The organism is Xanthomonas theicola, from assembly GCF_014236795.1.
In the GTDB taxonomy this organism is placed as follows: Bacteria; Pseudomonadota; Gammaproteobacteria; order Xanthomonadales; family Xanthomonadaceae; genus Xanthomonas_A; species Xanthomonas_A theicola.
In genome coordinates, this window is sequence record NZ_CP049017.1 from 687,381 (window position 1) to 713,932 (window position 26,552).

Annotated in this window: 18 protein-coding genes and 4 pseudogenes; 11 read left to right on the forward strand and 11 right to left on the reverse strand. The window is 68.7% G+C overall.

From position 1 onward, the window contains the following. Window positions 1-309: 309 nt before the first annotated feature. A pseudogene (locus tag G4Q83_RS03030) lies at window positions 310-1,275 on the reverse strand (IS5 family transposase); the annotation flags it as partial. A gap of 62 nt (window positions 1,276-1,337) precedes the next feature. Next, window positions 1,338-1,730, reverse strand: a complete 393-nt coding sequence (locus tag G4Q83_RS03035) for a winged helix-turn-helix transcriptional regulator (RefSeq protein ID WP_128420766.1) — start codon at window positions 1,728-1,730, stop codon at window positions 1,338-1,340. Between the two features lie 95 nt (window positions 1,731-1,825). Between G4Q83_RS03035 and G4Q83_RS03040 the strand changes: the two genes are divergently transcribed. Continuing rightward, window positions 1,826-2,551, forward strand: a complete 726-nt coding sequence (locus G4Q83_RS03040; RefSeq protein WP_128420767.1) for an SDR family NAD(P)-dependent oxidoreductase — start codon at window positions 1,826-1,828, stop codon at window positions 2,549-2,551. 238 nt (window positions 2,552-2,789) lie between these two features. On the opposite strand, the gene G4Q83_RS03045 is transcribed toward G4Q83_RS03040, so the two are convergent. Next, complete coding sequence (locus tag G4Q83_RS03045) at window positions 2,790-3,197, reverse strand: VOC family protein (RefSeq protein WP_128420768.1); 408 nt, start codon at window positions 3,195-3,197, stop codon at window positions 2,790-2,792. A 508-nt stretch (window positions 3,198-3,705) separates the two neighbouring features. After that, on the reverse strand, window positions 3,706-4,821 hold the full coding sequence (locus tag G4Q83_RS03050) for an NADH:flavin oxidoreductase (protein WP_128420769.1): 1,116 nt from the start codon (window positions 4,819-4,821) through the stop codon (window positions 3,706-3,708). Window positions 4,822-5,120: 299 nt separating this feature from the next. Here G4Q83_RS03050 and G4Q83_RS03055 point away from each other — a divergent pair, with 299 nt between their 5' ends. The 3 genes from G4Q83_RS03055 to G4Q83_RS03065 are packed head-to-tail and all read left to right on the forward strand — an operon-like array spanning window position 5,121 to window position 7,756. Then, the gene (locus G4Q83_RS03055; RefSeq protein WP_128420770.1) at window positions 5,121-5,318 is read left to right on the forward strand and encodes a hypothetical protein; all 198 of its coding nucleotides are present in this window, start codon (window positions 5,121-5,123) and stop codon (window positions 5,316-5,318) included. Window positions 5,319-5,353: 35 nt separating this feature from the next. Next, complete coding sequence (gene rsgA / locus G4Q83_RS03060; protein ID WP_128420771.1) at window positions 5,354-6,484, forward strand: ribosome small subunit-dependent GTPase A; 1,131 nt, start codon at window positions 5,354-5,356, stop codon at window positions 6,482-6,484. 27 nt (window positions 6,485-6,511) lie between these two features. Continuing rightward, on the forward strand, window positions 6,512-7,756 hold the full coding sequence (locus tag G4Q83_RS03065) for a flavohemoglobin expression-modulating QEGLA motif protein (protein ID WP_128420772.1): 1,245 nt from the start codon (window positions 6,512-6,514) through the stop codon (window positions 7,754-7,756). A gap of 114 nt (window positions 7,757-7,870) precedes the next feature. Here the strand turns inward: G4Q83_RS03065 and G4Q83_RS24415 are convergent. After that, a pseudogene (locus G4Q83_RS24415) lies at window positions 7,871-9,082 on the reverse strand (alpha-amylase family glycosyl hydrolase); the annotation flags it as partial. A gap of 44 nt (window positions 9,083-9,126) precedes the next feature. Next, window positions 9,127-11,557 (reverse strand): annotated as a pseudogene (locus G4Q83_RS03080) (TonB-dependent receptor domain-containing protein). Between the two features lie 369 nt (window positions 11,558-11,926). Here G4Q83_RS03080 and G4Q83_RS03085 point away from each other — a divergent pair. Next, window positions 11,927-13,240, forward strand: a complete 1,314-nt coding sequence (locus G4Q83_RS03085) for an MFS transporter (RefSeq protein WP_128420773.1) — start codon at window positions 11,927-11,929, stop codon at window positions 13,238-13,240. 49 nt (window positions 13,241-13,289) lie between these two features. On the opposite strand, the gene G4Q83_RS03090 is transcribed toward G4Q83_RS03085, so the two are convergent. The 4 genes from G4Q83_RS03090 to G4Q83_RS03105 form a co-directional block, all read right to left on the reverse strand. Beyond that, complete coding sequence (locus G4Q83_RS03090; protein ID WP_128420774.1) at window positions 13,290-14,321, reverse strand: LacI family DNA-binding transcriptional regulator; 1,032 nt, start codon at window positions 14,319-14,321, stop codon at window positions 13,290-13,292. A 100-nt stretch (window positions 14,322-14,421) separates the two neighbouring features. Continuing rightward, window positions 14,422-15,162 carry an acetoacetyl-CoA reductase gene (gene phbB / locus G4Q83_RS03095; RefSeq protein ID WP_128420775.1) on the reverse strand — a complete coding sequence of 247 codons (741 nt, stop codon included), beginning with the start codon at window positions 15,160-15,162 and terminating at the stop codon, window positions 14,422-14,424. A gap of 115 nt (window positions 15,163-15,277) precedes the next feature. Further along, window positions 15,278-16,603 carry a CitMHS family transporter gene (locus G4Q83_RS03100; RefSeq protein WP_128420776.1) on the reverse strand — a complete coding sequence of 442 codons (1,326 nt, stop codon included), beginning with the start codon at window positions 16,601-16,603 and terminating at the stop codon, window positions 15,278-15,280. A gap of 118 nt (window positions 16,604-16,721) precedes the next feature. After that, the gene (locus tag G4Q83_RS03105) at window positions 16,722-17,921 is read right to left on the reverse strand and encodes an OprO/OprP family phosphate-selective porin (RefSeq protein WP_128420777.1); all 1,200 of its coding nucleotides are present in this window, start codon (window positions 17,919-17,921) and stop codon (window positions 16,722-16,724) included. A gap of 232 nt (window positions 17,922-18,153) precedes the next feature. On the opposite strand from G4Q83_RS03105, the gene G4Q83_RS03110 reads away from it, so the two are divergent. From G4Q83_RS03110 to G4Q83_RS03120, 3 genes are read left to right on the forward strand one after another with little or no spacing between them, the layout of a single operon-like run. Further along, window positions 18,154-18,867, forward strand: a complete 714-nt coding sequence (locus G4Q83_RS03110) for a response regulator transcription factor (RefSeq protein WP_128420778.1) — start codon at window positions 18,154-18,156, stop codon at window positions 18,865-18,867. Continuing rightward, window positions 18,860-20,248, forward strand: coding sequence for a sensor histidine kinase (locus G4Q83_RS03115; RefSeq protein WP_128420779.1), 1,389 nt, complete (start codon window positions 18,860-18,862; stop codon window positions 20,246-20,248). Before G4Q83_RS03110 ends, G4Q83_RS03115 begins: the two co-directional genes overlap by 8 nt. Next, window positions 20,245-21,324 (forward strand): ABC transporter substrate-binding protein, encoded by a 1,080-nt coding sequence (locus tag G4Q83_RS03120; protein ID WP_128420780.1) that lies wholly within the window; start codon window positions 20,245-20,247, stop codon window positions 21,322-21,324. The genes G4Q83_RS03115 and G4Q83_RS03120 overlap by 4 nt, the downstream gene beginning before the upstream one ends. Window positions 21,325-21,343: 19 nt before the next feature. Here G4Q83_RS03120 and G4Q83_RS03125 read toward each other — a convergent pair whose 3' ends face one another. Continuing rightward, window positions 21,344-24,484 (reverse strand): ligand-binding sensor domain-containing diguanylate cyclase, encoded by a 3,141-nt coding sequence (locus G4Q83_RS03125; protein WP_246432257.1) that lies wholly within the window; start codon window positions 24,482-24,484, stop codon window positions 21,344-21,346. 171 nt (window positions 24,485-24,655) lie between these two features. Here G4Q83_RS03125 and G4Q83_RS03130 point away from each other — a divergent pair, with 171 nt between their 5' ends. From G4Q83_RS03130 to G4Q83_RS03140, 3 genes and pseudogenes are all read left to right on the forward strand, one after another. Beyond that, window positions 24,656-25,294: a LuxR C-terminal-related transcriptional regulator gene (locus G4Q83_RS03130; protein WP_128420781.1), complete on the forward strand. Its 639-nt coding sequence runs from the start codon at window positions 24,656-24,658 to the stop codon at window positions 25,292-25,294. A gap of 102 nt (window positions 25,295-25,396) precedes the next feature. Next, window positions 25,397-25,738 (forward strand): DUF5713 family protein, encoded by a 342-nt coding sequence (locus G4Q83_RS03135; protein ID WP_128420782.1) that lies wholly within the window; start codon window positions 25,397-25,399, stop codon window positions 25,736-25,738. Between the two features lie 183 nt (window positions 25,739-25,921). After that, window positions 25,922-26,545: pseudogene (locus G4Q83_RS03140) on the forward strand (transposase family protein); the annotation flags it as partial. Between the last annotated feature and the right edge of the window lie 7 nt (window positions 26,546-26,552).

Sequence of the window (26,552 nt, forward strand, 5' to 3'; positions counted from 1 at the left end):
TGCGGTATACAAGAGCGAGCAAAACGCAAAGTCCCATGCCACACGTCCTGCCGGACGCCTACGCCTGACCGCCTCGGTTGGATACGGAACGCTGGTTCTGGCTCCGCGCCTCGCCGAGTTTCGCTGCTCTTTTCCGGATGTCATGATCGACGTGAGGCTGACCGATGCCATCGTCGATCTAGGGAAGCTCTGAACAACGTTCCAGACCACATACATTCCGGCATCTTGAACGCCAGGAACGCGTAAAGCGGGTTTGTCGGACGAGGTTTTGCGCTTTTCTGGCGACGTATCCCGCGCCAGGCAGCATTCCCCCCTGGCCGGCAGCAACTGCCGGCGCGCCATCCATCGATTGGAGAGCGCAAACAACGTCAGCACCTGCGCCGTGTTCTTGGCTAGGCCCCGATAGCGGACCTTGGTGTAACCGAACTGGCGTTTGATCACCCGGAATGGATGCTCCACCTTCGCGCGTACGCTGGCCTTGAAGTGTTCCCAACGCGTTTGCCGGGCACGCTCGCGTTGATTGCCGATGGCTTGGATCGTCGAGGGTCTGGCGGCAATGAAGAATGCTGCCTTGCAGTTTTGCAGTTCGTCGCGTTTGTCCGCACCGCTATCGCCGCTATCGCCGAACACGCTGTCTTCTTTGCCATGCAGCAAGGCGTGCGCCACCGTGACATCGGCGACATTGGCGGCCGTGCAACGGACCTGGTGCACCAACCCGGAAAACGCATCCACGCCGATGTGCGCCTTCATCCCGAAATACCACTGATTGCCCTTCTTGGTCTGATGCATCTCAGGGTCACGCGCATGGTCGGCATTCTTGGTCGAACTGGGTGCGGCGATCAGCGTCGCATCGACAATCGTGCCCGACCGCAGGCTCTGGCCCTTGCGCGCCAGATGCGCGTTGACCGCTGCCAACATCCGCGCGGCGAGGCCATCGGTTTCCAGCAGGCGGCGAAAGTTAAGAATCGTGGTCTCCTCGGGAACGTTGTCCAAGCCACCGAGCTGGGCAAAACGACGCAAGCTCGGGATCTCGTGCAACGCTTCTTCCATCGCCGGATCGCTCAACGCATACCACTGCTGCAACAGATGAATCCGCAACATCGTCGCCAATGCGTACGGCGGCCGACCTGGACGCCCCGACACCGGATAGTGCGGTGCGATCAGCCCCAGCAATTGCTTCCATGGGACGACCTGCTCCATCTCGGCAAGGAAGATCTCACGGCGCCTCCGCTTACGCTTGCCCAGGCCCTCAGCATCACCAAACGTCAGTTGCATGGCCCATCCCTCTACGTGAGCGGATAGTGTCGCTCATCTGCGGTGTGTTGTTCAGACCTTCCCTAGATCTCCTCCTTCAACCCTCCGTTCCGTCTTGATGTGTCATAGGCACATTGCGCTCTTTCCAGCGCGCCGCCGTTGGCGAGCGACCAGTTGTAAAGGGCAGCAAAGGGTTCGCGTAGCGAGCAGCCAAGATCGGTAATGGTGTACTCGACGCCGACCGGCTGCGTCGGCAGGACTCTGCGACTGATAAGGCCGTTGCGCTCCAGACGCTTCAATGCCTCAGACAAAGCCTTGTGGGTGATGCCATCGAGGCGGCGCTTGAGGTCGTTGAACCGCGCTGGCCGCGTGCAGAGGACGCTCAGGATCAGCACCGTCCACTTGTTGGCGATATGTTCGAGGATGGGTCGTGTCGCGGCGACGTCAAGCGGCAGTTCGAGCACGTCTTTAGCCATGGGTATACACCTCGATATCTAAGCACCATCCGGTGCCTTCTTGTAATCAGATATATAAATTATACCATACGTGCTCACCAGTGATAGGAGGACGTATGAGCAAACTTTCAGGAAAAATCGCCGTCGTGGTCGGTGGCCATGGCGGCATCGGTGGCGCTATTGCAGAGCGGTTCGCGGCGGAAGGCGCCACCGTTTACGCCACAAGTCGTCGCGCCGAAGAAACGGTGGCCGAGCTTGGGAGCGGCAGGCTGTGCGCGCGTCGCGTCGATGCTTCCGATTTGACGGCGCTCGCCGCCTTCTTCGAGGCGGTGAGCAATGAGGTCGGACGAGTGGACGTGCTAGCCATCAACGCCGGCATCTCCAAGTTCGCGACCCTCGACGACATCAGCGAGGATCATTTTGACCGGACCTTCGACCTCAACGTGCGCGCCCTGCTGTTTGCCACCAAGGCTGCGACGGCGATCATGCCGGATGGTGGCTCGATCGTGTTGGTGGGCTCGATCGCCGACGCGATCGGCACCAAAGGCTATGGCGTCTACGGGGCAACCAAGGCCGCCGTGCGCTCGTTCGCGCGGACCTGGGCCAATGAGCTGGCGCCTCGCAACATCCGCGTCAACGTCGTGGCACCGGGACCAACCGACACCGCCATGATGGCGGCGGCGTCCGACGAGGTGCGCGAGACGCTGACGAAGCTGATCCCGCTCGGCCGTATGGGTCGTGCCGACGAAGTGGCCTCGGCCGCGCTGTTCCTCGCCGGCGACCAAAGCAGCTTCATCACCGGGGCCGAGCTGCCAGTCGACGGCGGCATGGCGCAAGTCTGATCTGCGCCGCCTGCCGAACGACATGGAGCGGCCCTTGCACGCGCTCGGCGTCCTCGGCATGACCGACCGAATTCACCGCCTGGTGGGGACTGACCGCTCAGAGGTCGGCGCGCTGCTCGTCGAGCGCCCTCGATCCTCACCAGACTGTCGGCGACGCTCTCCGAAAGGTAAATGATCACGCGCCGCGCGTGGGTGCCTTGACGAAACTGGTAGCGCAGCATGGCGTTTCTCCTCCCGATCAGATCTGCGAGGCCGGCGTCCCTGCGCGCAGCGGTGCGAAGATGTGCTGCTCGACCAGCTCGGGCGCCCACTGGACGTACTCGACCACGCTGCCGTCCGCATGCTTCATGTACATCATTCGTCCGGTCGGGATGTCTTTAATGTCGCGCATCACGGATGCGCCGTTCGCGAGGAGCTTGCCCCTGGCGTCGTCAATGTCCTCCACGATCCAAGGACCGAGGCTGCCGCGGATCGGCTCCAGCGCCTCGTCCGTTCCGCCAATCGCGAGCACGTCGCCAATCCCGACAAGAGTCAAGGGGTCGTAGTTGAGCCTGAGATGCGGCTCCGTGCCGTGGACTGCCTTGAGCGTTGCCACGGTGGACTCGAGGTCCGTCGTGAAGATGCGGGTGTAGGTCTTGAGGATCATGAAGATGCCTTTCTGCTGATGGTGAAGGTCGAGAAGGCTGCTAGCTCGCGGTTGAAGCGCTCAGCGTCCTTGTAGAAGAGTGGGGGACCGGCCTCCGGGTATATCGACAGATGCAACTTGCGGTGCACGACGAGCATGCGACGCGGCATACCCATGCTGCAGGAAGAACAGCATCTGCGCATCTCAGTCGTCGACCGATAACGGCCAGCCATGATGGAAGACGATCGACTGCGCCCCTTTAGGCCCCCCAGTCCTTGTAGAAGATATTGGATCAACTGGTGGATAGATGGCTCATCGGCCTCCTCGGCGAGAGATGAGTGCCATCACTCGCAGCGTCTGGTCGGAGCAGCGCGAACTGTAGGTCACGAATGACCGCTCGACGCCCAGCGCCGAGCAGCCTAACCATGGACTGCGCCTTCATCTAGGTCTCCGATCTTTGAGGCCGAAGTTTGATCGTTCCGCGTCTCGGGTCCGCTTGGTTCGACGTGGTGAACGGCGCTTTCAATTCCTACACCAGTTCGGCGAGCGCGGCTGCGTCGAAGTTCTTCAAGGCGCTGCTATTGCCGGTCCGTACCTTCTGTACCCATGCCGGATCGGCGATCAGGGCGCGGCCGACGGCGATCAGGTCGAACTCGTCGCGCTCCATCCGCTCCACGAGTTTGTCGAGTTTGGCCGTCGACGAGCCCTCGCCGCCGAACGCGCTCATGAAGTCTCCCGTAAGGCCGACGGAGCCGACGCTGATCGTAGCCGCGCCGGTCAGCTTCTTGGCCCAGCCGGCGAAATTCAGGCCCTGCTCGCCATCGATGTCCGGGAACTCGGGCTCCCAGAATCGGCGCTGCGAGCAGTGCAGCACGTCAACGCCGGCCTCTACCAGGGGAATCAGCCAGTCGGCCATGAGATCGGGCGTCTCCGCTAGCCGCGTGGCGAAGTCCTGCACTTTCCACTGGCTGAGACGCAGGATGATCGGGAAATAGGGGCCGACGCTCGCCCGGACCGCCGCAACGACCTCTGCGGCAAAGCGCGAGCGTTCGCCGATCGTGGCGCCGCCGTAACGGTCGGTCCGACGGTTGGTGGCGGCCCAGAAGAACTGGTCAAACAGGTAGCCGTGCGCCCCGTGCAGTTCGATGGTGTCGAAGCCAAGACGCTTTGCGTCGCTGGCGGCGCGAGCAAAGGCGGCGATCGTGTCGGCAATGTCGCCATCGCTCATGGCGACACCGCGCTCGACGCCCGGCGCCTCCAATCCAGATGGGCTTTCGACGGGCGCGTCAGGCACCCACTCCGTCAGGAAGCTCTTGAGCGCTCCCGTGTGCCAAAGCTGCGGGCCCATCTTGGCACCGCCATCGTGAACCGCATCGATCACGCCCTTCCAACCCGCCAGTGCTGCGTCGCCGTGGAAGAACGGGACGCCCGGATCGTTCCGCGACGCTGGCCGATCGATCACTGTGCCTTCGGAGAGGATAAGGCCCACCCCGCCCTCCGCCCGACGGCGATAGTAAGCCGCATGCGCCGCGCCAGGGATCCCATCCACTGCGAAGCTGCGGGTCATGGGCGCCATGACAATGCGGTTCGCCAGCTCCACGGCGCCAATACGGAACGGGCGAAACAGGACGTCGGTAGCGGTCATCAGAATGCCTGCTTTGGAAAAAGCTCAATGATATAAAAAATAGACCAGGTTACAATAACGCACTTAGAGTCGCCTAGGTATATGCAAGTAAATCGCATGCCTGAGAGCGATCGTTGCTCGATCAGATTGGCGATGAATGGGCGACGGTGTCGTGGACATGCTCAACGCAACTCCTCGGCCGCGCCGGTCGGCGCGGGCATGCTGTTCCGCTCCGATCGCGGCAGCCAGCACGCCAGCGGCGACGTCGGCAAGACGTTGTCTGCCCACGGCGTCGTGCCGGGCATGCGCCGCCGGGGCAATTGCTGGGAGCGCGCAGCCTGCTCTCCGGGCACAGCGCGGTGGCCGAGCGCTTCTTCGCCTCGCTCAAGAACCAGCAGGCCACCGGCGTGTACGGTGCCAAGGCGGCGGCCCATACGGCCATCGCCAGCTACATCCATGGCTTCTACAGTCCAACACGCCTGCACTCGGCGCTGGGTTACCTGTCACCCGGCCGATAGCGCCGCATGCGCCTGTCACGCTCTAGAATCGCGGCATGAGCGCCGCCCCAATCGACTTCCGTGCACTTCAGGCCATCGGTTGGCCCTGGCCGGGCCCTCCCGAGGAACCCGCCTGGGATGCGCTGTGCGCCGCGCATCCGCAGGCCCGGCCGGCGCGGGTGGTGGAACAGCATCGCACCGGCTATGTGGTGGCCGATGCGGTGGATGCCGGCTTCAAGGTCGAGTCGCTGCCGGAATGGCAGCGGCCGCCCGGCTTCAAGAAAGGCCATACGCCCAGCCACGAGCGCGCGGCCGTCGGCGACTGGGTGCTGCTGGAGGGCATGCGCATCGTGGCGCTGCTGCCGCGGCGCACCGCGATCAAGCGCGGCGCGGCCGGCGAGCATTACCACCAGCAGGTGATCGCGGCCAACATCGATACGGTGTTCATCGTGTGCGGCCTGGATGCGGACTTCAATCCGCGGCGCATCGAGCGCTACCTGCTGCTGGTCGGCGGCGGTGGCGCCGAGCCGGTGGTAATCCTGACCAAGGCCGATCTGACCGAGTACGCGGACGATGCGCTGGCGGTGCTGGAGGAATTGGCCACGCAGTCCATTCCGCTGTTGACCGTCAACGCCAAGGACGCCGGCAGCGTGGCGGCGCTGCGGCCGTGGCTGGGAGCCGGGCGCACGGCGGTACTGGTCGGGTCGTCCGGCGCCGGCAAGTCCACCCTCACCAATACCTTGCTGGGGGTGCAGAAGATGCGCACCGCGGCGGTGCGCGAGAACGACTCGCGCGGCCGCCACACCACCACGCACCGGGCGCTGCTGCCGCTGCCGTGCGGCGCCTGCCTGATCGACACGCCGGGGATGCGCGAACTCAAGCCCACCGGCGAGGAGGATCTGGCCGAAGGCGGCTTCGCCGACATCGAGGCGCTGGCGGCGCAGTGCCGCTTCAACGATTGCGCGCATCAGGCCGAGCCGGGCTGTGCGGTGCAGGCGGCGATCGCGCGTGGCGAGATCGACGCGGCGCGGCTGGCCAACTACCTGAAGCTGCGCGACGAGGTCGCCGGCGCCGCCGGCAAGCTGGCGCAGCGCCAGGCGCAGCACGTGGCCGCCGGCAAATCCGGCAGGCCCGCCGCGGGCAAGCCGGCCGGCAAGCGCCCGCCGCCGCGCCACCAGCACCGCTGACGCGCCGCGCACGCCGCCACGCTCGCGATGACCGCGCTGCCGGCCGACATCCGCCACCACGCCGCGCTGGACGCGCGCCTGGTCAAGGCGGTGCGCGGCATCCGCCTGCTGGCGCTGGCGAGCTGGCCGGCGGCGGTGCAGGCGCCATTCCTGGACAGCGTGGTGCGCGGGCAGCCGCAGCTGCCGCAGGTGCAGTACCCGCGGCTGGATTTCGCCGACACGCGCCGCGAACTGGCCGCGATCGCCCAGGCGGCCGATCCAGCGCATCCGCTCGGCGCCTATCTGCAGGCCTCGGCACACAGCTGGAACCTAGCCGCGGCCTTGCTGGAGTCGCTGGGCACACCAGCGGTCGGCACCTATTCGGCACAGCTGTTCGGCGTGCCCGAGGACCCGATGCCGGGGCATGGCCCGACCACCCGCGACGCCGCGCGCCACTTCATCCATATCGCGCAGGAGCTGGACCGCGAACTGCTGTCGGCCGAGGAGCAGGTGCCGGTGTCGGCGACGGCGCTGCGCCTGCAACTGCAGCAGGACCTGGACGAATTCTTCGGCGCGCGGGTGATCGCGGTCGAACTGGATCCGGAGCTGCTGGCCAAGGCCGCGGCCGGCGCGCACCGCATCCGCCTGCGCTCCAGCGCCTCGTTCAGCGACTACGACCGCGCGCAACTGTTCCACCACGAGGCGCTGGTGCATTCGCTGACCGCGCTCAACGGCCGCGCGCAGGCGCAACTGCCGAGCCTGGCGCTGTCCTCGCCGCGGGTCACCGCGACCCAGGAAGGGCTGGCGACCTTCGCCGAGCAGATCACCGGCAGCATCGACATCGCGCGCATGAAGCGCATCAGCCTGCGCATCGAGGCGATCGCGCTGGCGCGCGGCGGCGCTGATTTCATCGAGGTGTTCCGCTATTTCGACGCGGCCGGACAGTCGCCGGCAGAGAGTTTCTCTTCGGCGCAGCGCGTGTTCCGCGGCGTGCCCACCACCGGCGGCGCCGCGTTCACCAAGGACACCGTGTACCTGCGCGGGCTGGTGTCGGTGCACACGTTCTTCCGCCAGGCCTTGCAGCGCGATCGCCTGCCGCTGTGCCGCTGGCTGTTCGCCGGCAAGATGGCGCTGGAAGATGTGGCCGCGTTCGAGCCGCTGTTCGAGGCCGGCGTGCTGGCGCCGCCGCGCTGGCTGCCGACCTGGGTCGCGCGCGCCAGCGGCCTGGCCGGCATGCTGGCGTTCTCCCTGTTCGCCAACCGCATCCGCATGGACCAGTTGGACGGCGCATGAACGCCGCCGCGCCGCGCTCACCCATCGCGAAGGTCCGCGTGCCGACACTGCGCGTCCGGCCTGCATGCGCTTGGCCGCCGTTCCCCACGCAAAAAGGATGTCCGCATGAAGATCCTGATGGTGCTGACCTCGCACGACCGCCCCGGCGACACGGGGCGCACGACCGCTTTCTGGCTGGAGGAAGTAGAACTGCGCCGGGTAGGCCAGTGAAAGCGGCGCGCCGCTGCCGCCAGCCGCCGCTTCGCGCTGCAGCACGTACCCGCCGATGTCGTCGCGGCGGCGCACGTAGCTCAGCCAGCCGCAGGCCGGCGGCAGCGCCGGGCTGTGCGCGATCCTCACTGCACGATGTCGCCGCGCTGCGCGGCCAGCGCCACCCGGCCGGCCGGTCGCCATCAGCGTGCTGTGGTAGGCCAGGTGGCATTCGTGGCCGCGCGCCTGGCCGCTGCCGAAGTAGGGCGGCGACTCGCTCATCGGCACGGTCGCTTCGGCCTTCGGCAGCACCGCGGGGGCGAAGATGTCGGTGAGCGCGCGCAGCGCCTGCAGGATGGTGTGCGCTTCGGGCTGGTTCATGCACGCGGTGCCGGTGCGCTTCCACAGGTAGGCGGTGGAATCCAAGCGGAACACCTCCACGCCGAGGTTGGCCAGGTGCAGCAGCGCCAGCGCCATCTCGCCGAGACCGACGGGTTGCTCCAGTCCAGGTTCCACTGATACGGGTAGAACGTGGTCCACAGTCAGGCCCCGGTGTCGTCGTTCCAGATGAAATTGCCGGGTGCGGTGTGCGGGAACACGTCGCCCAGGGTGCGCTCGTAGCGGTCGGGTGCGCTGCGCTCGGCGAAGTGGTGGTAGTAATCCAGGTAGCGCATATCGCCGCGTTTGGCGGCCAGTGCCCAGGGATGGTCGTCGACGGTGTGATTGAGGATGAAGTCGGCGCACAGGCTGATGCCGGCAGCGCGCAGGCGCGTGGTCAACGCAGCCAACTGGGCGTTGTCGCCGAGCCGTGGCTGGACCTGGCCGTAGTCGCTGACCGCGAAGCGGCCGTCGTTGTCGCCGGCGCGCGCAGGAACGGCAGCAGATGCAGATAGCGCACGCCCAGTTCCTGCAGATGCGGCACGCGCTCGCCCACGCCGGCCAGGGTGCCGGCGAAGCGGTCGACATAGGTGCTGTAGCCGAGCATGGCCGGCGCGGCGAACCAATCGGGGCGCGCGCGGCGTCGAGCCGGCGCAAGTCGGCAGGGCGTACGTTGGCGACGGCGGCGAGCTGCGCCAGCCATTGCGCGAAGTCGGGGTGGTCGGCGTACAGCTGCTGCAGCGGCGCCAGCAAGTACATGCCATGCCGCTGCGAGCGCGGCAGCACCGCGGCGGCGGCGCTGGTCAGAAGTCGTAGCGCAAGCCGATGCTGGAGGTGCGGCCGGCGATCGAGCGCGCTCGGATCACGCCGGAGGATGCGTCGGCGATCGATGCTTCCTCGGCCTCGGTCAGGCCGAACGCGTCGAACAGATTGTTGACGTTGAGCGAGACCGTCAACGCGTCGCTGAGACGATAGTTGGCGAACAAGTTGACCTGGGTGTAGCCGGGCATCTTCAGCTGGTCGCTGTCCTGGGTGTAGGCTGCGCTGATACCGATCGCGTTGACCCCGAGTTCATAGCGCTCGCCGCGGTAGCTGGGGGTCAGCTGCCAAATGAAGCGGGCCTGGCGGCGCGGGGTGTAGCCGGCGTTGGCGGGCGCGATCCGGTCCTTGTCGATGGTCGCGCCGGTCCAGGTCGCACCGCCGCTGAGGCCGAAGCCGCCGCTGCGATAGGACGCCTCCAGTTCCAGGCCATGCGCCTTGTAGGTACGGTCGAAGAAGCGCTGGCTGGTGGCCTCGTAGTTCTGTTCGGCGGTGCGCGCGGCGAAGGCGGTGGCGAATACGCTCAGGCCGCCGCGACGCCACTTCAGGCCGCCCTCGAGCTGCTTGACGAAGTTCACGGCTTCGTCGGAGGACACGAGCCGTCGTCGCGGACCACGCCGAACAGCAGGCGGTCGGCGTTGGCGCGCGCGCCGCGGCTGTAGCGTGCGAATGCGGCCAGATCGTCGTCGAGCAGGTAGCTGGCGCCGAACGAATAGGACACGGAGTTCCAGTCGTAGCGCACCGGCTTGCGGTTGGCGTAGTCGATGGTCGCCACGCTGCGTTCCGGCGCCTGGATCGCGCCGTCGCCATCGACATCGAGGTCGCTGACCAGTGCGCCCCCAGGGGTCTTGCCGCGCGCGCGACCCATGTCGTAGCGCAGGCTGCCGTCCACGCTCAGTGGACCCTGCTCCCAGCTCAGCGCCAGATACGGCGCGTTGATGTCGTAGCGCACGTCGTAGTGGCGGGTGGTGTCCAGGCCCCAGTAGGGCACGCCGTAGGCGTACAGGCCGTCCTGCGAGCGCAGGCTGCCGTCGGCGGCGACCACGTCCAGCAGCCGCGAGCGGTGCGCCAGCGATTGCACGCACGCGTTCCAGGTCCAGTCCACGTCGATGGTCTGCCGCGAGGTGTACCAGCCGGCCTTGAGGGTCAGGTTGCCGTCATCGCCGCTGCCGAACTCTCGCGCCAGGCTCAGGTCGTTGACCGCATTGCCCAGGTCGTTGAGATGCACGTTGAACAGGTGCGTGCGCAGCGCCTGCCCGGTGTATGCCTGGCCCGCGGCGGGGCCGTCGGCATAACGCAGGCCGGCGCCGCTGCCGCCGATGGAACCGGCCAGCGCGGCGGCATCGGCGACCTGCGCTGGGAATGGCGAGACGAAGCGGCCGGAGGTGTCGGCGATGCGGAACTTGTCGCTGATGGTCCAGCCGCCACCGAGATCGAACTGGGCCTTGGCGCCGAACGCGCGCGAGAGCGGATGCATGCCGTCGCCCAGCTCCACCCGCGAGCGCCGGCTGCCGCCGTCGAGGCTGGCGCTGCTGCGGAAGTACGGGCTGTACAGGGTGTCGGTGCCAGGATCGAAACCATCGATGCTGCCGAAACGCGGCGAGCCGTCGCTGCCGCTAACGCGGGTGGGCGCCGGCAGATAGCCGGCGGCACGGTCGTTGAGGTACTTGGCGTACACGCGCACGTAGCCGTTGTCGAACAGCCGGGTCAGGTTGGCCTTGAGCTGGCCGCCCCTGTCGCTGGTATAGCCGGCATCGCGCACGCCGTCGCCGCGGCGATAGAAGCCACCGACGTTGAACTGCCAGCGGTCGGCGAACGGCGCGCCGTAGTCGAAGTCCAGGCGCGTGTTGTCGTAGCCGCCGAGGCCGCGGGTGAGGCCGACGCTGCCGCCGGCGTTGTCGCCGGTTTGATGATGCCACCGGGCGAGTTGCTGGCGAAGGTGGAGGCCGAGCCGCCGCGGATCGCCTCGATGCGCTCCAGGCTGTAGTCCGCGCGCAGGAAGATGTCGGCATTGCCGAAGGCGATGTCGCCGAATTCCAGGACCGGCAGCCCGTCTTCCTGCAACTGCAGGAACTTGGCGCCGCCGGAAGCCACCGGCAGGCCGCGCACCGCGATGTTGGCGTTGCCTTCGCCGCCGCTGGATTCGGAGCGGATGCCGGGGATGTTGCGGAAGATCTCCGCGGTCGAGCGCGGCGCCGATTGCGCGATCGCTTCGGCGCCGACGGTGCTGACCGACATGCTGGACGCGAGCTTGCGCTTGGCGGTGGCGGTGCCGGTCACGAACACCGAATCCAGGCTGACCACGTCGCCTTGCGCGGCACCAGGCTGGGCGGCAGGCACGGCCGCGTCCTGGGCGAAGGCGGCCGGGGCGGCCAGTGCCGCGGCGACGGCCCAGGCCAGGGTATGCAGGCGGATGGGAAGGGGGGCATCGCTCTCTCTTTACTCCCGAAGCGAAGGGTGACGCGGGTAGGGCCTGCACGCGGCGCACGACGCTGTGGACCCGCACTTCGCCCATGCCGGACAGGCGGTGGGATGGCGCAGTAATACGGCCTTCTACAATAGATTGCAATTTGCGATGTGGCAAATTGCAACAACATCGACAATAGTCCGACGCCAGTCCAACAATAGTCTGACGATAGTCATGGAATGAAATTGCCTGGACCTTGGGTCATAGTCAACTCAATGTTGCAAACGATTGCATTGCTCGGAACATTCGCTCTGCCGCCGTGGCGCGGGGCCCGCAGCGTCCTTGGCTTCCTGTCAGGCCGATGCTCATGCAGGCCGATGCCCACGCGCCCCGATCGCCCCTTGCTTCCGTTGCCGCGCGTGCTGGCGCTCAACGCCGGCTTCTTCGGCGTGCAGTACAGCTTCGGCCTGCAGCAGAGCAACATGAGCCCGATCTACAACGACCTGGGCGCCGATCACGCCAGCCTGCCGTATCTGTGGCTGGCCGGCCCGATTACAGGGCTGGTGCTGCAGCCGGTGGTCGGCGCGCTGAGCGACCGCACCGTCACCCGTTGGGGCCGGCGCATGCCGTACATGGTGGTCGGCGCGCTGGTGTGCAGCCTGTGCCTGCTGCTGATGCCCTTCAGCTTGGCGCTATGGATGGCGGTGAGCCTGCTGTGGATGCTGGACGTGGCCAACAACGTGGCGATGGAACCTTATCGCGCGCTGGGCTATCTCACCCAGAGCGCGTTCAGCGGCCTGGGCCAGACCCTGACCTACGTCACCCCGCCGCTGCTGGTGTGGGTGGGCATGAACCAGGACGCGGCCAACGCGCACCGCATTCCCTACGTCACCATTGCCGCGTTCGCGATCGGTGCGGGCTTTTCCGCCGCCTCGATCCTGCTCACCGCGCGCAGCGTGCACGAGCCGGCGCTGCCGCCGGCGCAACTGGAACGCCTGCGCGGCGCCGCGGCCGGCCCGCTGGCGACGCTGCGCGAGATCGTCGATGCGGCGCGGCAGATGCCGCCGACGATGCGACAGCTGGCGCCGGTGATGTTGTTCCAGTGGTATGCGATGTTCTGCTACTGGCAGCACATCGTGCTGTCGCTGTCGACCACGCTGTTCGGGACCACCGCGGCGGACTCGCACGGGTTCAGCGAAGCCGGACTGGTCAACGGCCGGATCGGCGGCTTCTACAATTTCGTCGCGTTCGTCGCCGCGTTCGCGATGGTGCCGGTGGCGCGCCGTGTGGGCCCCAAGATCACGCACGCCGGGTGCCTGCTCGCCGCCGGCATCGGCATGTGCCTGCTGCCGGCGATCCACGACCGCTGGCTGCTGTTGTTGCCGATGATCGGCATCGGCCTGGCCTGGGCGAGCATGATGGGCAATTCGTACCTGATGCTGGCCGACAGCATCCCGCCCCAGCGCACCGGCGTGTACATGGGCCTGTTCAACCTGTTCATCGTGCTGCCGATGCTGATCCAGATCGTGACCTTGCCGCTGTACTTCGCGTCTTGGCTGCACGGCGACCCGCGCAACGTGATCCGCCTGGCGGGCGGGTTGATGCTGATGGCGGCGGTGGCGATGGTGTTCGTGAAGCTTGGGCGGGACTCGGGACCGGGGACTGGGGACTCGAAGAACGGAAGTCGGTAAGGCTTCCGTTCGCGGCGCCGGGCTTTTCCAGGTCCCCAGTCCCGGCCTCTCACGCCGAATCCCGCACCACCAGACTCACCGCCAGCTCCACCGACTGCAGCGGCTCCCCGGCGATCAGGCGCAGCACGCCGTCCACCAGCAGCGTCGCCGCCTGCGCCAGGTCCTGGCGCACGGTGGTCAGCGGCGGCTGGCTGTAGGCGGCCAGCGGGATGTCGTCGAAGCCGACCAGCGAGATGTCCTGCGGCACGCGGTGGCCGGCGTCGGTCAGCGCGCGGATCGCGCCCAGCGCGATCACGTCGGACACGGCGAACAGTGCATCCGGCGGATCGGATTTCTTCAGCATCGCCCGCGTCAGGCGGTAGGCGTCCTCGCTGAGGAAGTGGCTGCGTGCGTGCAGCCGCGGATCGAAGTCCAGGCCATGGCGTTCGAGCATGCGCCGGTAGCCGGCGAAACGCGGCGCCACTTCCGGCAACCGCTCGTCGCCGAGGAAGGCGATGCGCCGGCGGCCGATTTCGATCAGGTGCGCGGTGGCCAGCTCGCCACCGCGCAGGTTGTCGCTGCCCATGCTGACGTAGGCCTGGCCGTCGATGTGGCTGCCCCACACCACCATCGGCAGGCCGCTGCGCGCGGCCGCATCCAGCGCGGCGTGTTCGGAACTCTGCCCGAGCATGATCACGCCGTCGGCGCGGCTGCCGCGCGCCAGGTCTTCGACCCAGTGGTCCTGGTGCCGGTCCAGCTTGGACAGCAGCATGCTGTAGCCGCGCGCGGTCAAGGCGTCGGCGAGCAGCGCCAGCATGGTCATCATGAACGGGTCCGACAGCGGTTGCTCGTGCGTGTGCGTCAGCGGCACCGCCACGCAGACGATGTTGGAGCGCCGCGAGCGCAGGCTGCGCGCGACCGGATCGACGCGGTAGCCGGCCTCGCGCGCCAACTGTTTGATGTAGGCGCGGGTGCGCTCGGCGACCACCGGGTTGTCGGCCAGCGCGCGCGAGACGGTGGACTCGGACACGCCGGCCATGCGCGCGATATCGGCCATCTGCAGGCGCGCGCCGGGCGCGCGGCGGTCGGGTTTGTCGGGCATGCAGTGGCGGTGGGTGGCGCACGGAGCGGAATGCCAGTCTATGCCACCCGCCGCGGCGAGAATGTCTGCGCGCGTGGGCCGGCGGCGCGCGCGACAGGTCCTAGGCCATGTGCAGGCCGCCGTTGACCGCGTAGTCGGCGCCGGTGACGTAGGCGGCGTCGTCGGACGCCAGCCAGCCGCACAGCGCGGCCACTTCCTCGGGCTTGCCGAGCCGGCGCAGCGGCACCGAGGTGGCCAGGCGGTCGAGCACGTCCGGCGGGAAGCCGCTGATCGCCGCGCTGGCGATGTAGCCGGGCGAGACGGTGTTGACGGTGACCCCGCGCGAGGCTACTTCCTGCGCCAGCGCGCGGCTGAAGCCGTGCATCGCGGCCTTGGCGGTGGCGTAGTTGATCTGCCCGATCTGGCCCTTCTGCGCGCTGACCGCGCCGATGTTGACGATGCGTCCCCAGCCGCGCGTGGTCATGCCGTCCACCACCTGCTTGGTGATGTTGAACAGCGCGTTGAGGTTGCTGGCGATCACCGCCTGCCAGTCCTCGCGGCTCATCTGCCGGAACAGGGTGTCGCGGCTGCCGCCGGCGTTGTTGACCAGCACGTCGATCTCGCCGACCTCGGCCCTGACCTTGGCGAATGCGGCGACGGTGGAGTCCCAGTCGGTGGCGTTGCCTTCGGAGGCGATGAAGTCCAGGCCCAGCTCGCGCTGCTCGCGCAGCCACGCCGACTTGCGCGGCGAGTTGGGGCCGCAGCCGGCGACCACGGTATGTCCGTTGCGCGCCAGCTTCTGGCAGATCGCGGTGCCGATGCTGCCCATGCCGCTGGTGACGTAGGCGATTCTTAGGGTCATCTGGAGCCTCTGTGGGTTGGGAGGGCGGGACGGGGGACTCGGGACTGGAAAAACGGAAGTCGGTAGAGCCGCCGATCGCGGCGCTGCGCTTTTCCGGGTCCCGGGTCCCGAAGACTCAAGCAGCCAACGGATACAGGGCGAACAACAAACTTCCCCCCATCAACAACAACGAAACCAGCACCGCCCACTTCAAGGTGAAGCGCTGGTGGTCGGCGAAATCGACCTTGGCCAGGCCGACCAGCAGGTAGGTGGACGGCACCAGCGGGCTGAGCAGGTGCACCGGCTGCCCGGCCAGCGAGGCGCGGGCCATTTCCACCGGGGTGATGCCGTAGTGGCTGGCGGCCTCGGACAGGATCGGCAGCACGCCGAAGTAGAACGCGTCGTTGGACATGAAGAAAGTGAAGGGCATGCTGGCGATCGCGGTGATCGCCGCCAGGTACGGTCCCCACGCATCCGGGATCACCGCCAGGAAGCTGCGCGACATGGCGTCGACCATGCCGGTATTGGACAGGATGCCGGTGAACACGCCGGCGGCGAAGATCAGCGACACCACCGACAGCACGTTGCCGGCATGGTTGACCAGGCGCCGGCGCTGCTCGGCCAGGTTCGGGTAGTTGATCAGCAGCGCCAGCGCGAAACCGATCATGAACAGCACCGGCATCGGCAGTACGCCGACCACCAGCGCCGCCATCAGCGCCAGGGTCAGTGCCAGGTTCACCCACAGCAGCTTCGGCCGCTTGATGTCCTCGGCGTCTTCCACGGTCGGCAGCGCATCGCCGTCGTCGGCCACGCTGGCGTCCAACCAGGCGTCGCCCGGCAGCGCGGCGACGCCGAGCCGGCGCCGTTCCTGCATGCCCAGGTACCAGGCCAGCACCAGGATGCCGGCGATCGCCAGCGCCATCGCCGGCAGCAGCGGCACGAACACGTCGGCCGGATCCACGTGCAGTGCGGTGGCCGCGCGCGCGGTCGGTCCGCCCCACGGGGTCAGGTTCATCACCCCGCCGGCGAGGATGGTCACGCAGGTCAGGTTCAGCGCGTTCATGCCGATGCGGCGGTACAGCGGCAGCATCGCCGACACGGTGATCATGTAGGTGGTGGAGCCGTCGCCGTCGAGCGAGATCAGCAAGGCCAGCACCGCGGTGCCGAGCACGATCTTCATCGGGTCGCCCTTGACCAGGCGCAGGATGCGCCGCACCAGCGGGTCGAACAGGCCGGCGTCGATCATCACCCCGAAGTACAGGATCGCGAACATCAACATCACGCCGGTCGGCGCGATCTTCTTGATCCCCTCCAGCATCATCTCGTTGATGCCGGTGCCGAAGCCGCCGGCCAGCGCGAACGCGATCGGCACGATGATCAAGGCGACCAGCGGCGACAGCCGCTTGCTCATGATCAGGTACATGAAGGTGATGACCATTCCGAAACCGAGCGCGGTCAGCATGGGAGTTCCTTGGGTGGGGCGGAAAGGGGCGGGACTCGGGACCGGGGACCCGGAAAAGCGCAGTATTGCGATCTGAAGCGTTATCGGTTTCCGTTCTTCGGGTCCCGGGTCCCGCGATTCAAAAGTCGTACTGGAAGCGGCCGGTGATCGCGCGGGTGTGGTCCAGCGTGGTGCCGGCCAGGCGGTCGCGGTTGCGGCTGTCGATCAGGTTCAGCATCAAGCGCATGTTCGGCTTGAGGTACCAGTTGCCGGCCAGCGTCCACGATGCGGTGGAGGCGTCGAGGAAATCCGCTTGGCCATCCAGGTGCTGCGTGCCCCACATGCGGTCGTAGCGCAGCGCCAGTTCGAACGCGCCGCGCGGGTTGTCGACCTGCTTGATGCGGGTGAAGCGCCCGGTCTTGCCGTCGTAGCGGCGCGATTCGCCGGTCGCGAACCAGCTGATGAAGCCGTAGGCGGACAGCACCTGCGCGCGCTGCGCGCCGTCGTCGAACAGCCCGCCGCTGAACTCGCCCTGCCACGACAGCGGGCCACGCACCTGCGCGTATTCCAACGACCACTTGTCCACGTCGGTATCGCGGCCGCCGGCGAAGCGCGCCAGGGTGATGCGGCTGTCGTCGGACAGATGCCCGGCCGGACGCGGGCGGATGCTCAGCGCCGGCGCGCCGTTGGCGCCGGGATGGTCGTAGCGCTCGTGCGCCAGCGACAGACCCAGGTGCAGCACGTCGCCGTCGCGCGCGCCCGGCGCCCAGGTGCCGCGGCCGCCGAACGCATCGCCCTTGATGTTGGACACGTCGATGCTTTCCAGGCTGTAGACGCTGGCGGCCCAGGTGTAGTCCTTGCCGGCCGCCTGCCACGACACCGCCTTGCGGTACAGCGGCGCCAGCGTGCTGGCCGCGCCGCTGCGTTCCAGGAACTGGCCGAAATTGGAACCGGTGCGGTCGTCCAGCGAGAAGTACTGCTTGAACTGGCCGACGCTCAGCGTGCCGGCGTCGAATTTGCGGGTCAGGTAGACGTCCTTGGCCTCGATGCCCTTGCCGTTGAAGTCCTCCTGCAACCCGGCGAAATCGCCTTCGACCTTGTAGCCGAAGCCGAAGAACTTGCCGGACACGTCGATCCACAGCCGGCGGATCTCGGTGTCGTCGGGATTGGGCGTGCCGCGGTGGTCGTTGTCGAACTGGGCGACGTCCCAATGCAGGCGGCCGCCGATCTCGGCGGTGACCGGGCGGTCGTCGTCGCCGTCGGCGGCGTGCGCCAGCGGGGGCAGGGACAGCAAGGTGCAGGCGCAAGCGCCGCACAGGCTCAATTTCTTCAGGTTCACGTACCCTCCCAGGTGCGCGCAGCGCGTCGATGAGTCGGTCGCCCGCAACGGAAGGCGCAGGCCAGCGTGGCTGCAGCCTAGTGCGGCATAGCTGTCATCGACCTGTCGGTGGGGAGCCGGGAAGGGAGAGTCGGGAATGGGCAATAGGAGAAGAGCGCCGCTCTCCGGATGCGCTAGGCTTTGGCGATTGCTCTTACCATTGCCGATTCTCCATTCCCGATTCCCGGCCCCAATGCGCCTTCTGCTAGTCGAGGACAACGCCGATCTAGCCGATGCGATCGTGCGGCGCATGCGCCGCAGCGGGCATGCGGTGGATTGGCAGAGCGATGGGCTGGGCGCGGCCAGCGTGCTGCGTTACCAGCGCTTCGACCTGGTGGTGCTGGACATCGGCCTGCCCCGGCTGGATGGCTTGCGCGTGCTGGCCGGGCTGCGCGAGCGCGGCGACACCACGCCGGTGCTGATGCTGACCGCGCGCGACGGCATCGAGGACCGCGTACAGGCGCTGGACGTGGGCGCCGACGACTACCTGGGCAAGCCGTTCGATTTCCGCGAATTCGAGGCGCGCTGCCGGGTGCTGCTGCGGCGCAATCGCGGCAACGCCAGCGAGGTGGTGCAGTTGGGCGGTTTCGCCTTCGACAACGCCGCGCACAGGGTCAGCCTGGACGGCGCGCCGATCGAGCTGCCCAACCGTGAGTACCGCCTGCTGGAGATCCTGATCGGCCGGCTCGGTCAGGTGGTCGGCAAGGACGAGATCGGCAACGGCCTGTTCGGCTTCGACGACGCCGCCGGGCCGAACGCGATCGAGCTGTACGTCGGGCGCCTGCGCAGGAAGCTGGCCGCCGCGCCGCTGCGCATCGTCACCGTGCGCGGGGTCGGCTACAAGCTGGAAGCGGCCGAACCCGGCACGCCTGCGGCGGCGCCGCAGGAGCCGGGCCGCGATGGCTGAGGCCGCGCTGCCGGCGCCGTCGATCCGGCGCACGTTGCTGCTGTACCTGGGTGCGCTGTCGCTGCTCGGCGCGGTGGCGCTGTTCTTCGCCGCCCGCGACTACGGCCAGCGCGCGGCCAATCGCTCCTACGACCATCTGCTGGTGTCCTCGGCGCTGTCGATCGTCGACTCGGTGGCGCTGGCCGGCGGGCAATGGCAGGTGGACCTGCCATACGCGGCGCTGGACCTGCTGGCGATGGCGCCGGAAGACCGGGTGTTTTATCGCGTGTTCGATGCGCATGGACGCACCATCACCGGCTATGGCGATTTGCCGAAGGTGCCGTCGCTGCCGCCCGCCAGCGCACCGCCGCGGCTGTTCGATGCCGTGTACAGCGGCGAGCGGGTGCGGTTCGCCGTGGTGGCGCGGCGAGTGTCGTCGGCGGCGGCGCAGGGCGAGGTGTGGGTGCAGGTCGGGCAGACCCGGCGCGCGCGCGCAGCCTTGGCGCAGGACGTGGTGCTGCACGCGCTGGTCGCGATCGCGGTGCTGTCGCTGCTGTCGCTGGCGCTGGTGTGGCTGGGCGTGTACCGCGCGCTGCGCCCGCTGCACCGGATCGAGCGCGACCTGTCGCGGCGCGAGCCGTCGGAACTCAAACCGCTGGCGGTGGCCGCGCCGCAGGAGATGCACCAGATGGTGGCGGCGTTGAACCGCTTCATGGCGCGCCTGGCGAGCAGCAACGAGACCCTGCGCGCGTTCATGGCCGAGGCCGCGCACCAGATGCGCACGCCGCTGGCGGCGCTGCGCGCGCAGGCGCAGTTGGCGCTGGACGAGGACGATCCGCGCCAGATGCGCCGCAGCCTGGAGGCGATCGAGCGCAACGCCATGCACATGAGCCGGCTGCTCAACCAGTTGCTCAGCGACGCCAGCGTGATCCACCGCGCCAACCTGCAGCGCTACGCCAGCGTCGATCTGGCCGAAGTGGTGCACCAGGCGCTGCACGAGGCATTGCCGCAATCGCAGCCGCGTCCGCGCGTGCAGCTGGCCATCGCCAGCGAGGCGGCGCTGGTGCGCGGCGATGCGCTGCTGCTGCGCGAGGCGATCAAGAACCTGATCGACAACGCTTGCAAGTACGGCGGCGACGGCGTGCTGCAGGTGGCGCTGACCTGCGAGGCGCAGCAGTGCGTGGTGACCGTGGCCGACCATGGCCCCGGCATCGCCGCCGCCGCCGCCGAGCGCGTGTTCGAACGCTTCGCGCGCGGCGAGAATGCGGCCGCCGGCGGCGCCGGGCTCGGCCTGGCGATCGTCAAGCGCGTGGTCGACAGCCACGGCGGGCGCATCGATCTGTCCAACCGCGTCGGCGGCGGCCTCATCGCCAGCCTGCGCCTGCCCAGGCTGCACCCATGACGATCCTTCCCCCGCTCCGCGCCGGCGTCCTGCTGCTGGCCTGCGTCCTGGCCCATGCCGCGACGGCCGCGCCCGGCGACATCCGCCGCTTCCCGGCGCAGGGCGCGGCCGATGCCCGGCTGTGCATCCAGGGCTCGACCGACATCGAGGTGTTCGCCGCGGTGATCGGCGACTACCAGCGGCTGCATCCGCGCACCGAGGTGGTGTACCAGGACGTGATCGCCTGGGACATCTACCAGCGCTACCTGCATCCGCCGCCCGGCGCGCGCTGCGCCGACCTGCTGATCAGCGCCAGCATGGACCTGCAGACCAAGCTGGTGAACGACGGCCACGCGCTCGCGCACCGCTCGCCGCAGACCGAGGCGCTGCCGGCATGGGCGCAATGGCGGCACGAGGCGTTCGGGATCAGCTACGAGCCGGTGGCGATCGTCTACAACAAGAACCGGCTGCCGGCCGCGCAGGTGCCGCGCACGCGCCGCCAGCTGCTGGAACTGCTGCGCGCGCCTGGCCAGCCGCTGCGCGGCAGGATCGGCACCTACGACGTGCAGCGCAGCGGCGTCGGCTATCTGTTCGCGACCCAGGACGGGCAGATCGGCAGCATGGCCGGCGCGTTGTTGGCGGCGATGGGCGACAACCAGGTGGTGCTGGAGGAGCGCACCGGCGTGCTGCTGGACCGGGTCAGCCGCGGCGAACTGCTGCTGGCCTACAACGTGCTGGGCTCCTATGCGCAGGCGCGGATCGACGCCGGCGCGCCGCTGGCGATCGTGCAGCCGGAGGACTACACCCTGGTCGCGCTGCGCACCGTGGTGATTCCGCGCGATACGCCGCACGCGGCCGAGGCGCGCCGTTTCCTCGACTACCTGCTGTCGCCGCGCGGGCAGCAGGTGCTGTCGCGCGAGGCGCGGCTCAAGCCGATCCTGCCGGTGGGCGGCGCCGCTGCCGCCGCGCCGGCGGCGGCCCCGGCGCGGCGTCCGATCGCGCTGGGGCCGGGATTGCTGGTGTACCTGGACGCGCTCAAGCGCCGCCAGTTCCTGGATGCCTGGCGCAGCAGCATGCAGCGCAGGCCGCCGCGCTGAGGTCGGGCGCCGCCGGCGCTCAGCGTGCGAAGCGCGGCGGCTGCGCGGTGGAGTGCAGAATCCGCACGCTGGCGCCGAGCTGCTCGGGCGCGGTGCCGGCCAGCAACGCATGCACGCGCCGCCGCTCCGGCGTCGCGCCTGCGCCCAGCCCGACCCAGGCGTTCTTGCCTGCGCCCTTGGCCGCATACAGGCAGCGATCGGCTAGGCCCACGCTCTGTTCCCAGTCGCCCAGCGCCGGCCACGCCGCCGCGAACGGCCACGGCGCGAAGCCGATCGAACAGGTCAACGCCAGCGCGTGCGGTTCCAGCGCAACGCGATGCGCGGCCACGGCCGCGCGCAGCCGCTCGGCCATGGCCTCGGCGGCGCCGTCGCGGTGCAGGCGGGTGATCAGCAGGAACTCCTCGCCGCCCCAGCGCACCAGCAGGTCGTGGGCGCCGCACAGCGCGCGCAGGCGGTCGGCGCAGTGCACCAGCGCCGCGTCGCCGGCCTGGTGGCCGTAGTCGTCGTTGATGCGCTTGAAGTCGTCGACGTCGATCATGAAGAAGTACAGCGCGTCCGCGCTGCCGCCGGCGTCAAGCTGGGCGAGCAGCGACGGGCATTCGCGGGCCAGCCAATCGTGCAGCTCGCGGCGGTTGGAGACCCGGGTCAGCGGATCCATGCGCGTGGCCGCTTCCAGTTGCACGTTGCTCTGCAGCAGCTGCTGGTTGGCGCGTTCGAGCTGGCGTGTGCGCTCGGCGACGGTGAGGTTCAGCAGTTCGACCATGTCGCGCTCGCGGTTGACCGTGCGGCGCACCCGTTGCGCGGTCAGCCCGAGCAGCAGCAGGCCAAGCAGCGCGTAGCCGGCATAGGCCAGCGGGTGCCGCCACGGCGGTGGCCGCACCTGGATCTGCAGCGTGCGCGAGGCGCCGAACTGGCCGTCGCGCCCGGCCGCCTGTACCTCCAGCGTGTAGCGGTCCGGCGGCAGATGGCTGACCGAGAACTCGCTGTGCGCCGCCTGCGGATACACCCAGCCCTTCTGCAGCCCGTTCACCCGGTAGCGCAGGCGCGCGGCGCCTGGCGCGGCGAAGTCGATCGCGGTCATGCCCAGGCTGAACACGTTGTCGCGGTAGTCCAGCGCGATGCGCTGCGCATACACCACGTCGCGCTCGGTCTGCCGCTCGCCGTGGCCGCCTTCGGCATCGAGCACGCGCAGGTCGGTCAGCACCGCGCGCGCCGGCGCGCTGCGCAGCGGCAGCCGGCCCGGGTCGACCACGTCCACGCCCTGGGTGCCGCCGAAATACAGCAGGCCGCGGTTGTCGCGATAGCCGCGGCCGCTGTTGTATTCCTGGTTCTGCAGGCCGTCGCGGCGGCCCAGGTTCTGCACGATGCGCGTCGCCGGATCGAGCACGCTCAGTCCGTTGTTGGTGCTCAGCCACAACCGTCCGTGCGGGTCCGGCAGGATCGTGTAGACGACGTTGCTGCTGAGGCCTTCGCCATCGGTGTAGCGCACCGCGACGTCGCGCCTGAGGTCCACCCGGTACAGCCCACCAGAGAACGTGCCCACCCACAGCACGCCGTCGGCGGCGTACAGCGACCACACCGACGCGTACACGCCGGCGCCGCCGGGCCGATAGGGTTCGGCCGGCCGGTCGCCGCGCATGCGCCACACGCCGCAGTCGTTGCAGCCGATCCACAGCGTGCCCTGGGCATCGCGGTACAGCCGGGTCAGCATGCGCCCGGCCAGCGGCGCCCAGCGCGGATCGTCCTGCACGCGGCCGCCGATCACACGGCTCAGGCCGTGGCGGGTGGCGACCCACAGCGTGTCGCCCTCGCGCAGCAGGTCGTTCACGTGCGCATCGGCCAGCCCGTCCACGCGCGCCAGCGCGCCATGGCGGTCCAGGCGCCACAGCCCGTGGTGGGTTCCCAACCACCAGCCGTCGGCGTCGCGCTCGATGGCGCGTACCGTGCGTGCGGCCAGCGGCGCCGGGACGCGCCAGGGCGCGCGGTCGCGGTCGCGGATCAGCAGACCCTGGTCGGTGCCGATCAACATGCGCGCGCCCTGACGCCAGATGCTGCGCACGCTGGGACTGGGCCAGGCATGGACGTCGGTGAGATTCTCCTCGTCGTTGCGGATCACCGCCGCCAGCGGCCGCACCCGGTACAGGCCGGCGGTGTAGGTGCCGATCCACCAGGTGCCGTTGCCATCCTGGTAGAAACGGGTGATGGCGCTGCGCGGCGGCACGTCGAAGTGCAGCCGCCGCGGCGTCGCGTCCTGGCCCAGTTGGGTCACCGTGGCGTTGTTGGAGCCGACCAGCACGCGCCCGTCGATCAGCCGGATCAGCGCACTCAGATCGCTGTGGTCGGTCAGCAGTTGCGCGTTGCTCCAGTGCGCGAGCACGCCGCCTTGCGCATCCAGCTTGAACAGCCCGGCATTGGCCGAGGCCAGCCACAGGCCTTCCGGCCCGGCCTGCAGCGCCACGCATTCGTCGATGCCCGGCGGGGCAGGCAGCGCCTGCCGCGCGTGCGCGCCGAGCAGCCACAGCCGGCAGCGCCGGTCCAGCGCGATCGCGCGCTTGCCGTCGGGCATCCAGGCCAGGCCGACCACCGGTGCGTCGCCGCCCAGCGGCAGGACCCGGCGCAGCGTCGCATCGACGCGGTCGATGCCGCGCTCGGTGCCGAGCCAGGCGCCGCCCTGCGGATCGACCAGGATGGCCATGACCCGGTTGTGCGACAGGCCCTCGGCCACGCCCAGCCGATGCCGCCGCCAGGTGGCCAGCTCGATCACTTCCAGACCGGCGTCGTTGGTGCCCAGCCACAGCCGGGTGCCGCGCGCCTCGAAGGCGAGACTGTCGATGCTGCTGCTGAGCAGGCTTTGCCGGTCGCTGGCGCCGAGTTCGTGGCGGTAGGCCCGGAACAGATGGCCGTCGAAGCGGTTGAGGCCCTCCTGCGTGGCGATCCACAGGAAGCCCTGGTCATCGCTCTGCAGCGCATTGATCGAGAGCTGCGACAGGCCCTCGTCCAGGCCGAAATGCTCCAGGCTGCTCGGCAGATCGGGCGTGTCGCCGTCGCTGGCGAGGGTCGCGGCCACGGCCAGTCCCGGCGCCAGCAGCGCCGCCAGCAGCGCGCCGCGCCGCGCGGACGGGCACACGCCCCGCAGGAAGATCGAAAGGAGTCGGATCACGCCACGCTATCGGCCGCAGGCAGCGGCGCTTGAATGTCGCCGCGATTGCCGCGTGCGGGGCGCTGCCGTCGCTCCCCGCGCAGCCGTGCAGGCGTGGACCCGCCCGCCCCGCCGCGGCCTGCGCGCGCGGCGGTGATAGGCCCCGGCGGCCGCGCATGCCAGACTGTCGGCATGGATGCGCCCACGATCCTGGTCGCCGACGACCATCCCCTGTTCCGCGCCGCGGTGCTGCACGCGCTGCGCCAGGCCCTGCCGCGCGCGCGGGTGACCGAGGCGGCCAGCGCCGCCTCGCTGGATGCCGCGCTGGCCGCGCAGCCGGACGCCGACCTGGTCCTGCTGGACCTGGCCATGCCCGGCGAGCGCGGGTTCTCGGCGCTGCTGCACGTGCGCGGCGAACGCCCGAACGTGCCGGTGGTGGTGATCTCCTCCAACGACCATCCGCGGGTGATCCGCCGCGCGCAGCAGTTCGGCGCGGCCGGCTTCATCCCCAAGTCGTCGCCGGCCGAGACCATCGGCATCGCGGTGGCGGCGGTGCTCGACGGCGGCACCTGGTTCCCGCCGCTGACCGCGGCGCGCTCGGAAGCCGACGCGCGACTGGCCGCACGGCTGGCGCAGCTCACGCCGCAGCAGTTCCGGGTGCTGCTGTGCCTGGCCGACGGCCTGCTCAACAAGCAGATCGCCTACACGTTGGGCCTGGCCGAGAACACGGTGAAGGTGCACGTGACGGCGATCCTGAAGAAGCTCGAATGCCACAGCCGCACCCAGGCCGCGGTGCTGGTCAAGGCGCTGGAGCCGGAAGGCGAGGCCTGATTCCCGCCGCGCGGCGGCGGGGAGCGTTTTCCGCCGCGCCCGGATACGCGATGCTATGCACTGGCGCCCGCGCTTCCTGCGGGCGGAAAGGACCCCCGGACCATGCCCATCCGCAACGAGCAGATCGCCTACTATCCGTTCCTGCAGGAAATGCTGGACGACGACTACTTTCCTTCCTTCCTGGTCGGCAAGGGCCAGAAGATCCTGCTGCGGCTGTGCGAAGCGATCGAGGCGCAGGCCCCGCCCGACCTGTCGGCGCTGTACCGGCTCACCCACGCCGCCACCGAGGAATTCAACGCGCTGGCGCTGGAGTTCGAAGCGCACGACAGCGAGATCGAGACCGCCGCGCGCGACAACATCGGTGTGGACTTCCTGTACATCGCCAAGACCTACGGCTTCGACGCCGTCGATGCCGAGCAGCTGATCGCGCCGCGCGAGTGGTGAGCGCGGCGGCGGCATCGCCCCGTCGCCACCGCGACCGCGGAAGGTCGCCCGTCGCCTTGGGCGGTGTCTACATGTCGCATCCCGGATGATTGCATAGATCCAAAACGCGATCCCCTCTTCCATGGCCCGAGCCGTGTGACAGGAGTTGATAGCGTCCTTGCAATCGACTCCGGGAGCCAAGCCATGCGGATAGCCCTGCACAAGAACGCCCGCACCACACCCACCGTGCGGGCCGAGATCGCGGCCAGCCATGAGACGGCCAGTGTCCTGGCCCAGCGCGTTGGCATCACCGAGCAGACGGTCTACCCGTGGAAGAAGCGCGAGGTGTTCGGGGACCGCTCGCACACCGCACATCCCCTGCAGACAGTGCTCACGCTTGCACAAGAGACCGTGGTGGTCCACTTGCGCCGCACCTTGTGGTTGCCCCTGGATGACCTGCTGGCGGTCATGCGGGAATTCATCTGTGCCGATGTCTCTCGCTCGGGCCTGGACAGGTGCCTACGCCGACATGGGGCTGGCAACCTCAACGACCTCAAGCCCCGTGCGCCTGCTGTGGCCCACAAGGCCTTCAAGCGCTAGGAGCCCGGCGATGTGCACGTGGATGTGAAGTCCCTGCCCCAGAGGCAGGACGAGAGCAGCCGGCGCTACCTGTTCGTGGCCATCGACCGGGCCACACGCTGGGTGTGCGTGCAGTTCAAAACCAACAAGGCAGCGGCCAGTGCAAAGGCCTTTCCGAACGCACTGCACACGGCCTGTCCGATCAAGATCAACACGCTGCTGACCGACAACGGCAAGCAGTTCACCGACTGGACCG

Bases quoted from the DNA above. Each gene is read 5' to 3' on its own strand.
- G4Q83_RS03035 (WP_128420766.1), bottom strand. From the start codon at position 1,730: ATGGCTAAAGACGTGCTCGAACTGCCGCTTGACGTCGCCGCGACACGA.
- G4Q83_RS03040 (WP_128420767.1), top strand. From the start codon at position 1,826: ATGAGCAAACTTTCAGGAAAAATCGCCGTCGTGGTCGGTGGCCATGGC.
- G4Q83_RS03045 (WP_128420768.1), bottom strand. From the start codon at position 3,197: ATGATCCTCAAGACCTACACCCGCATCTTCACGACGGACCTCGAGTCC.
- G4Q83_RS03050 (WP_128420769.1), bottom strand. From the start codon at position 4,821: ATGACCGCTACCGACGTCCTGTTTCGCCCGTTCCGTATTGGCGCCGTG.
- rsgA (WP_128420771.1), top strand. From the start codon at position 5,354: ATGAGCGCCGCCCCAATCGACTTCCGTGCACTTCAGGCCATCGGTTGG.
- G4Q83_RS03065 (WP_128420772.1), top strand. From the start codon at position 6,512: ATGACCGCGCTGCCGGCCGACATCCGCCACCACGCCGCGCTGGACGCG.
- G4Q83_RS03085 (WP_128420773.1), top strand. From the start codon at position 11,927: ATGCCCACGCGCCCCGATCGCCCCTTGCTTCCGTTGCCGCGCGTGCTG.
- G4Q83_RS03090 (WP_128420774.1), bottom strand. From the start codon at position 14,321: ATGCCCGACAAACCCGACCGCCGCGCGCCCGGCGCGCGCCTGCAGATG.
- phbB (WP_128420775.1), bottom strand. From the start codon at position 15,162: ATGACCCTAAGAATCGCCTACGTCACCAGCGGCATGGGCAGCATCGGC.
- G4Q83_RS03100 (WP_128420776.1), bottom strand. From the start codon at position 16,603: ATGCTGACCGCGCTCGGTTTCGGAATGGTCATCACCTTCATGTACCTG.
- G4Q83_RS03110 (WP_128420778.1), top strand. From the start codon at position 18,154: ATGCGCCTTCTGCTAGTCGAGGACAACGCCGATCTAGCCGATGCGATC.
- G4Q83_RS03115 (WP_128420779.1), top strand. From the start codon at position 18,860: ATGGCTGAGGCCGCGCTGCCGGCGCCGTCGATCCGGCGCACGTTGCTG.
- G4Q83_RS03120 (WP_128420780.1), top strand. From the start codon at position 20,245: ATGACGATCCTTCCCCCGCTCCGCGCCGGCGTCCTGCTGCTGGCCTGC.
- G4Q83_RS03130 (WP_128420781.1), top strand. From the start codon at position 24,656: ATGGATGCGCCCACGATCCTGGTCGCCGACGACCATCCCCTGTTCCGC.
- G4Q83_RS03135 (WP_128420782.1), top strand. From the start codon at position 25,397: ATGCCCATCCGCAACGAGCAGATCGCCTACTATCCGTTCCTGCAGGAA.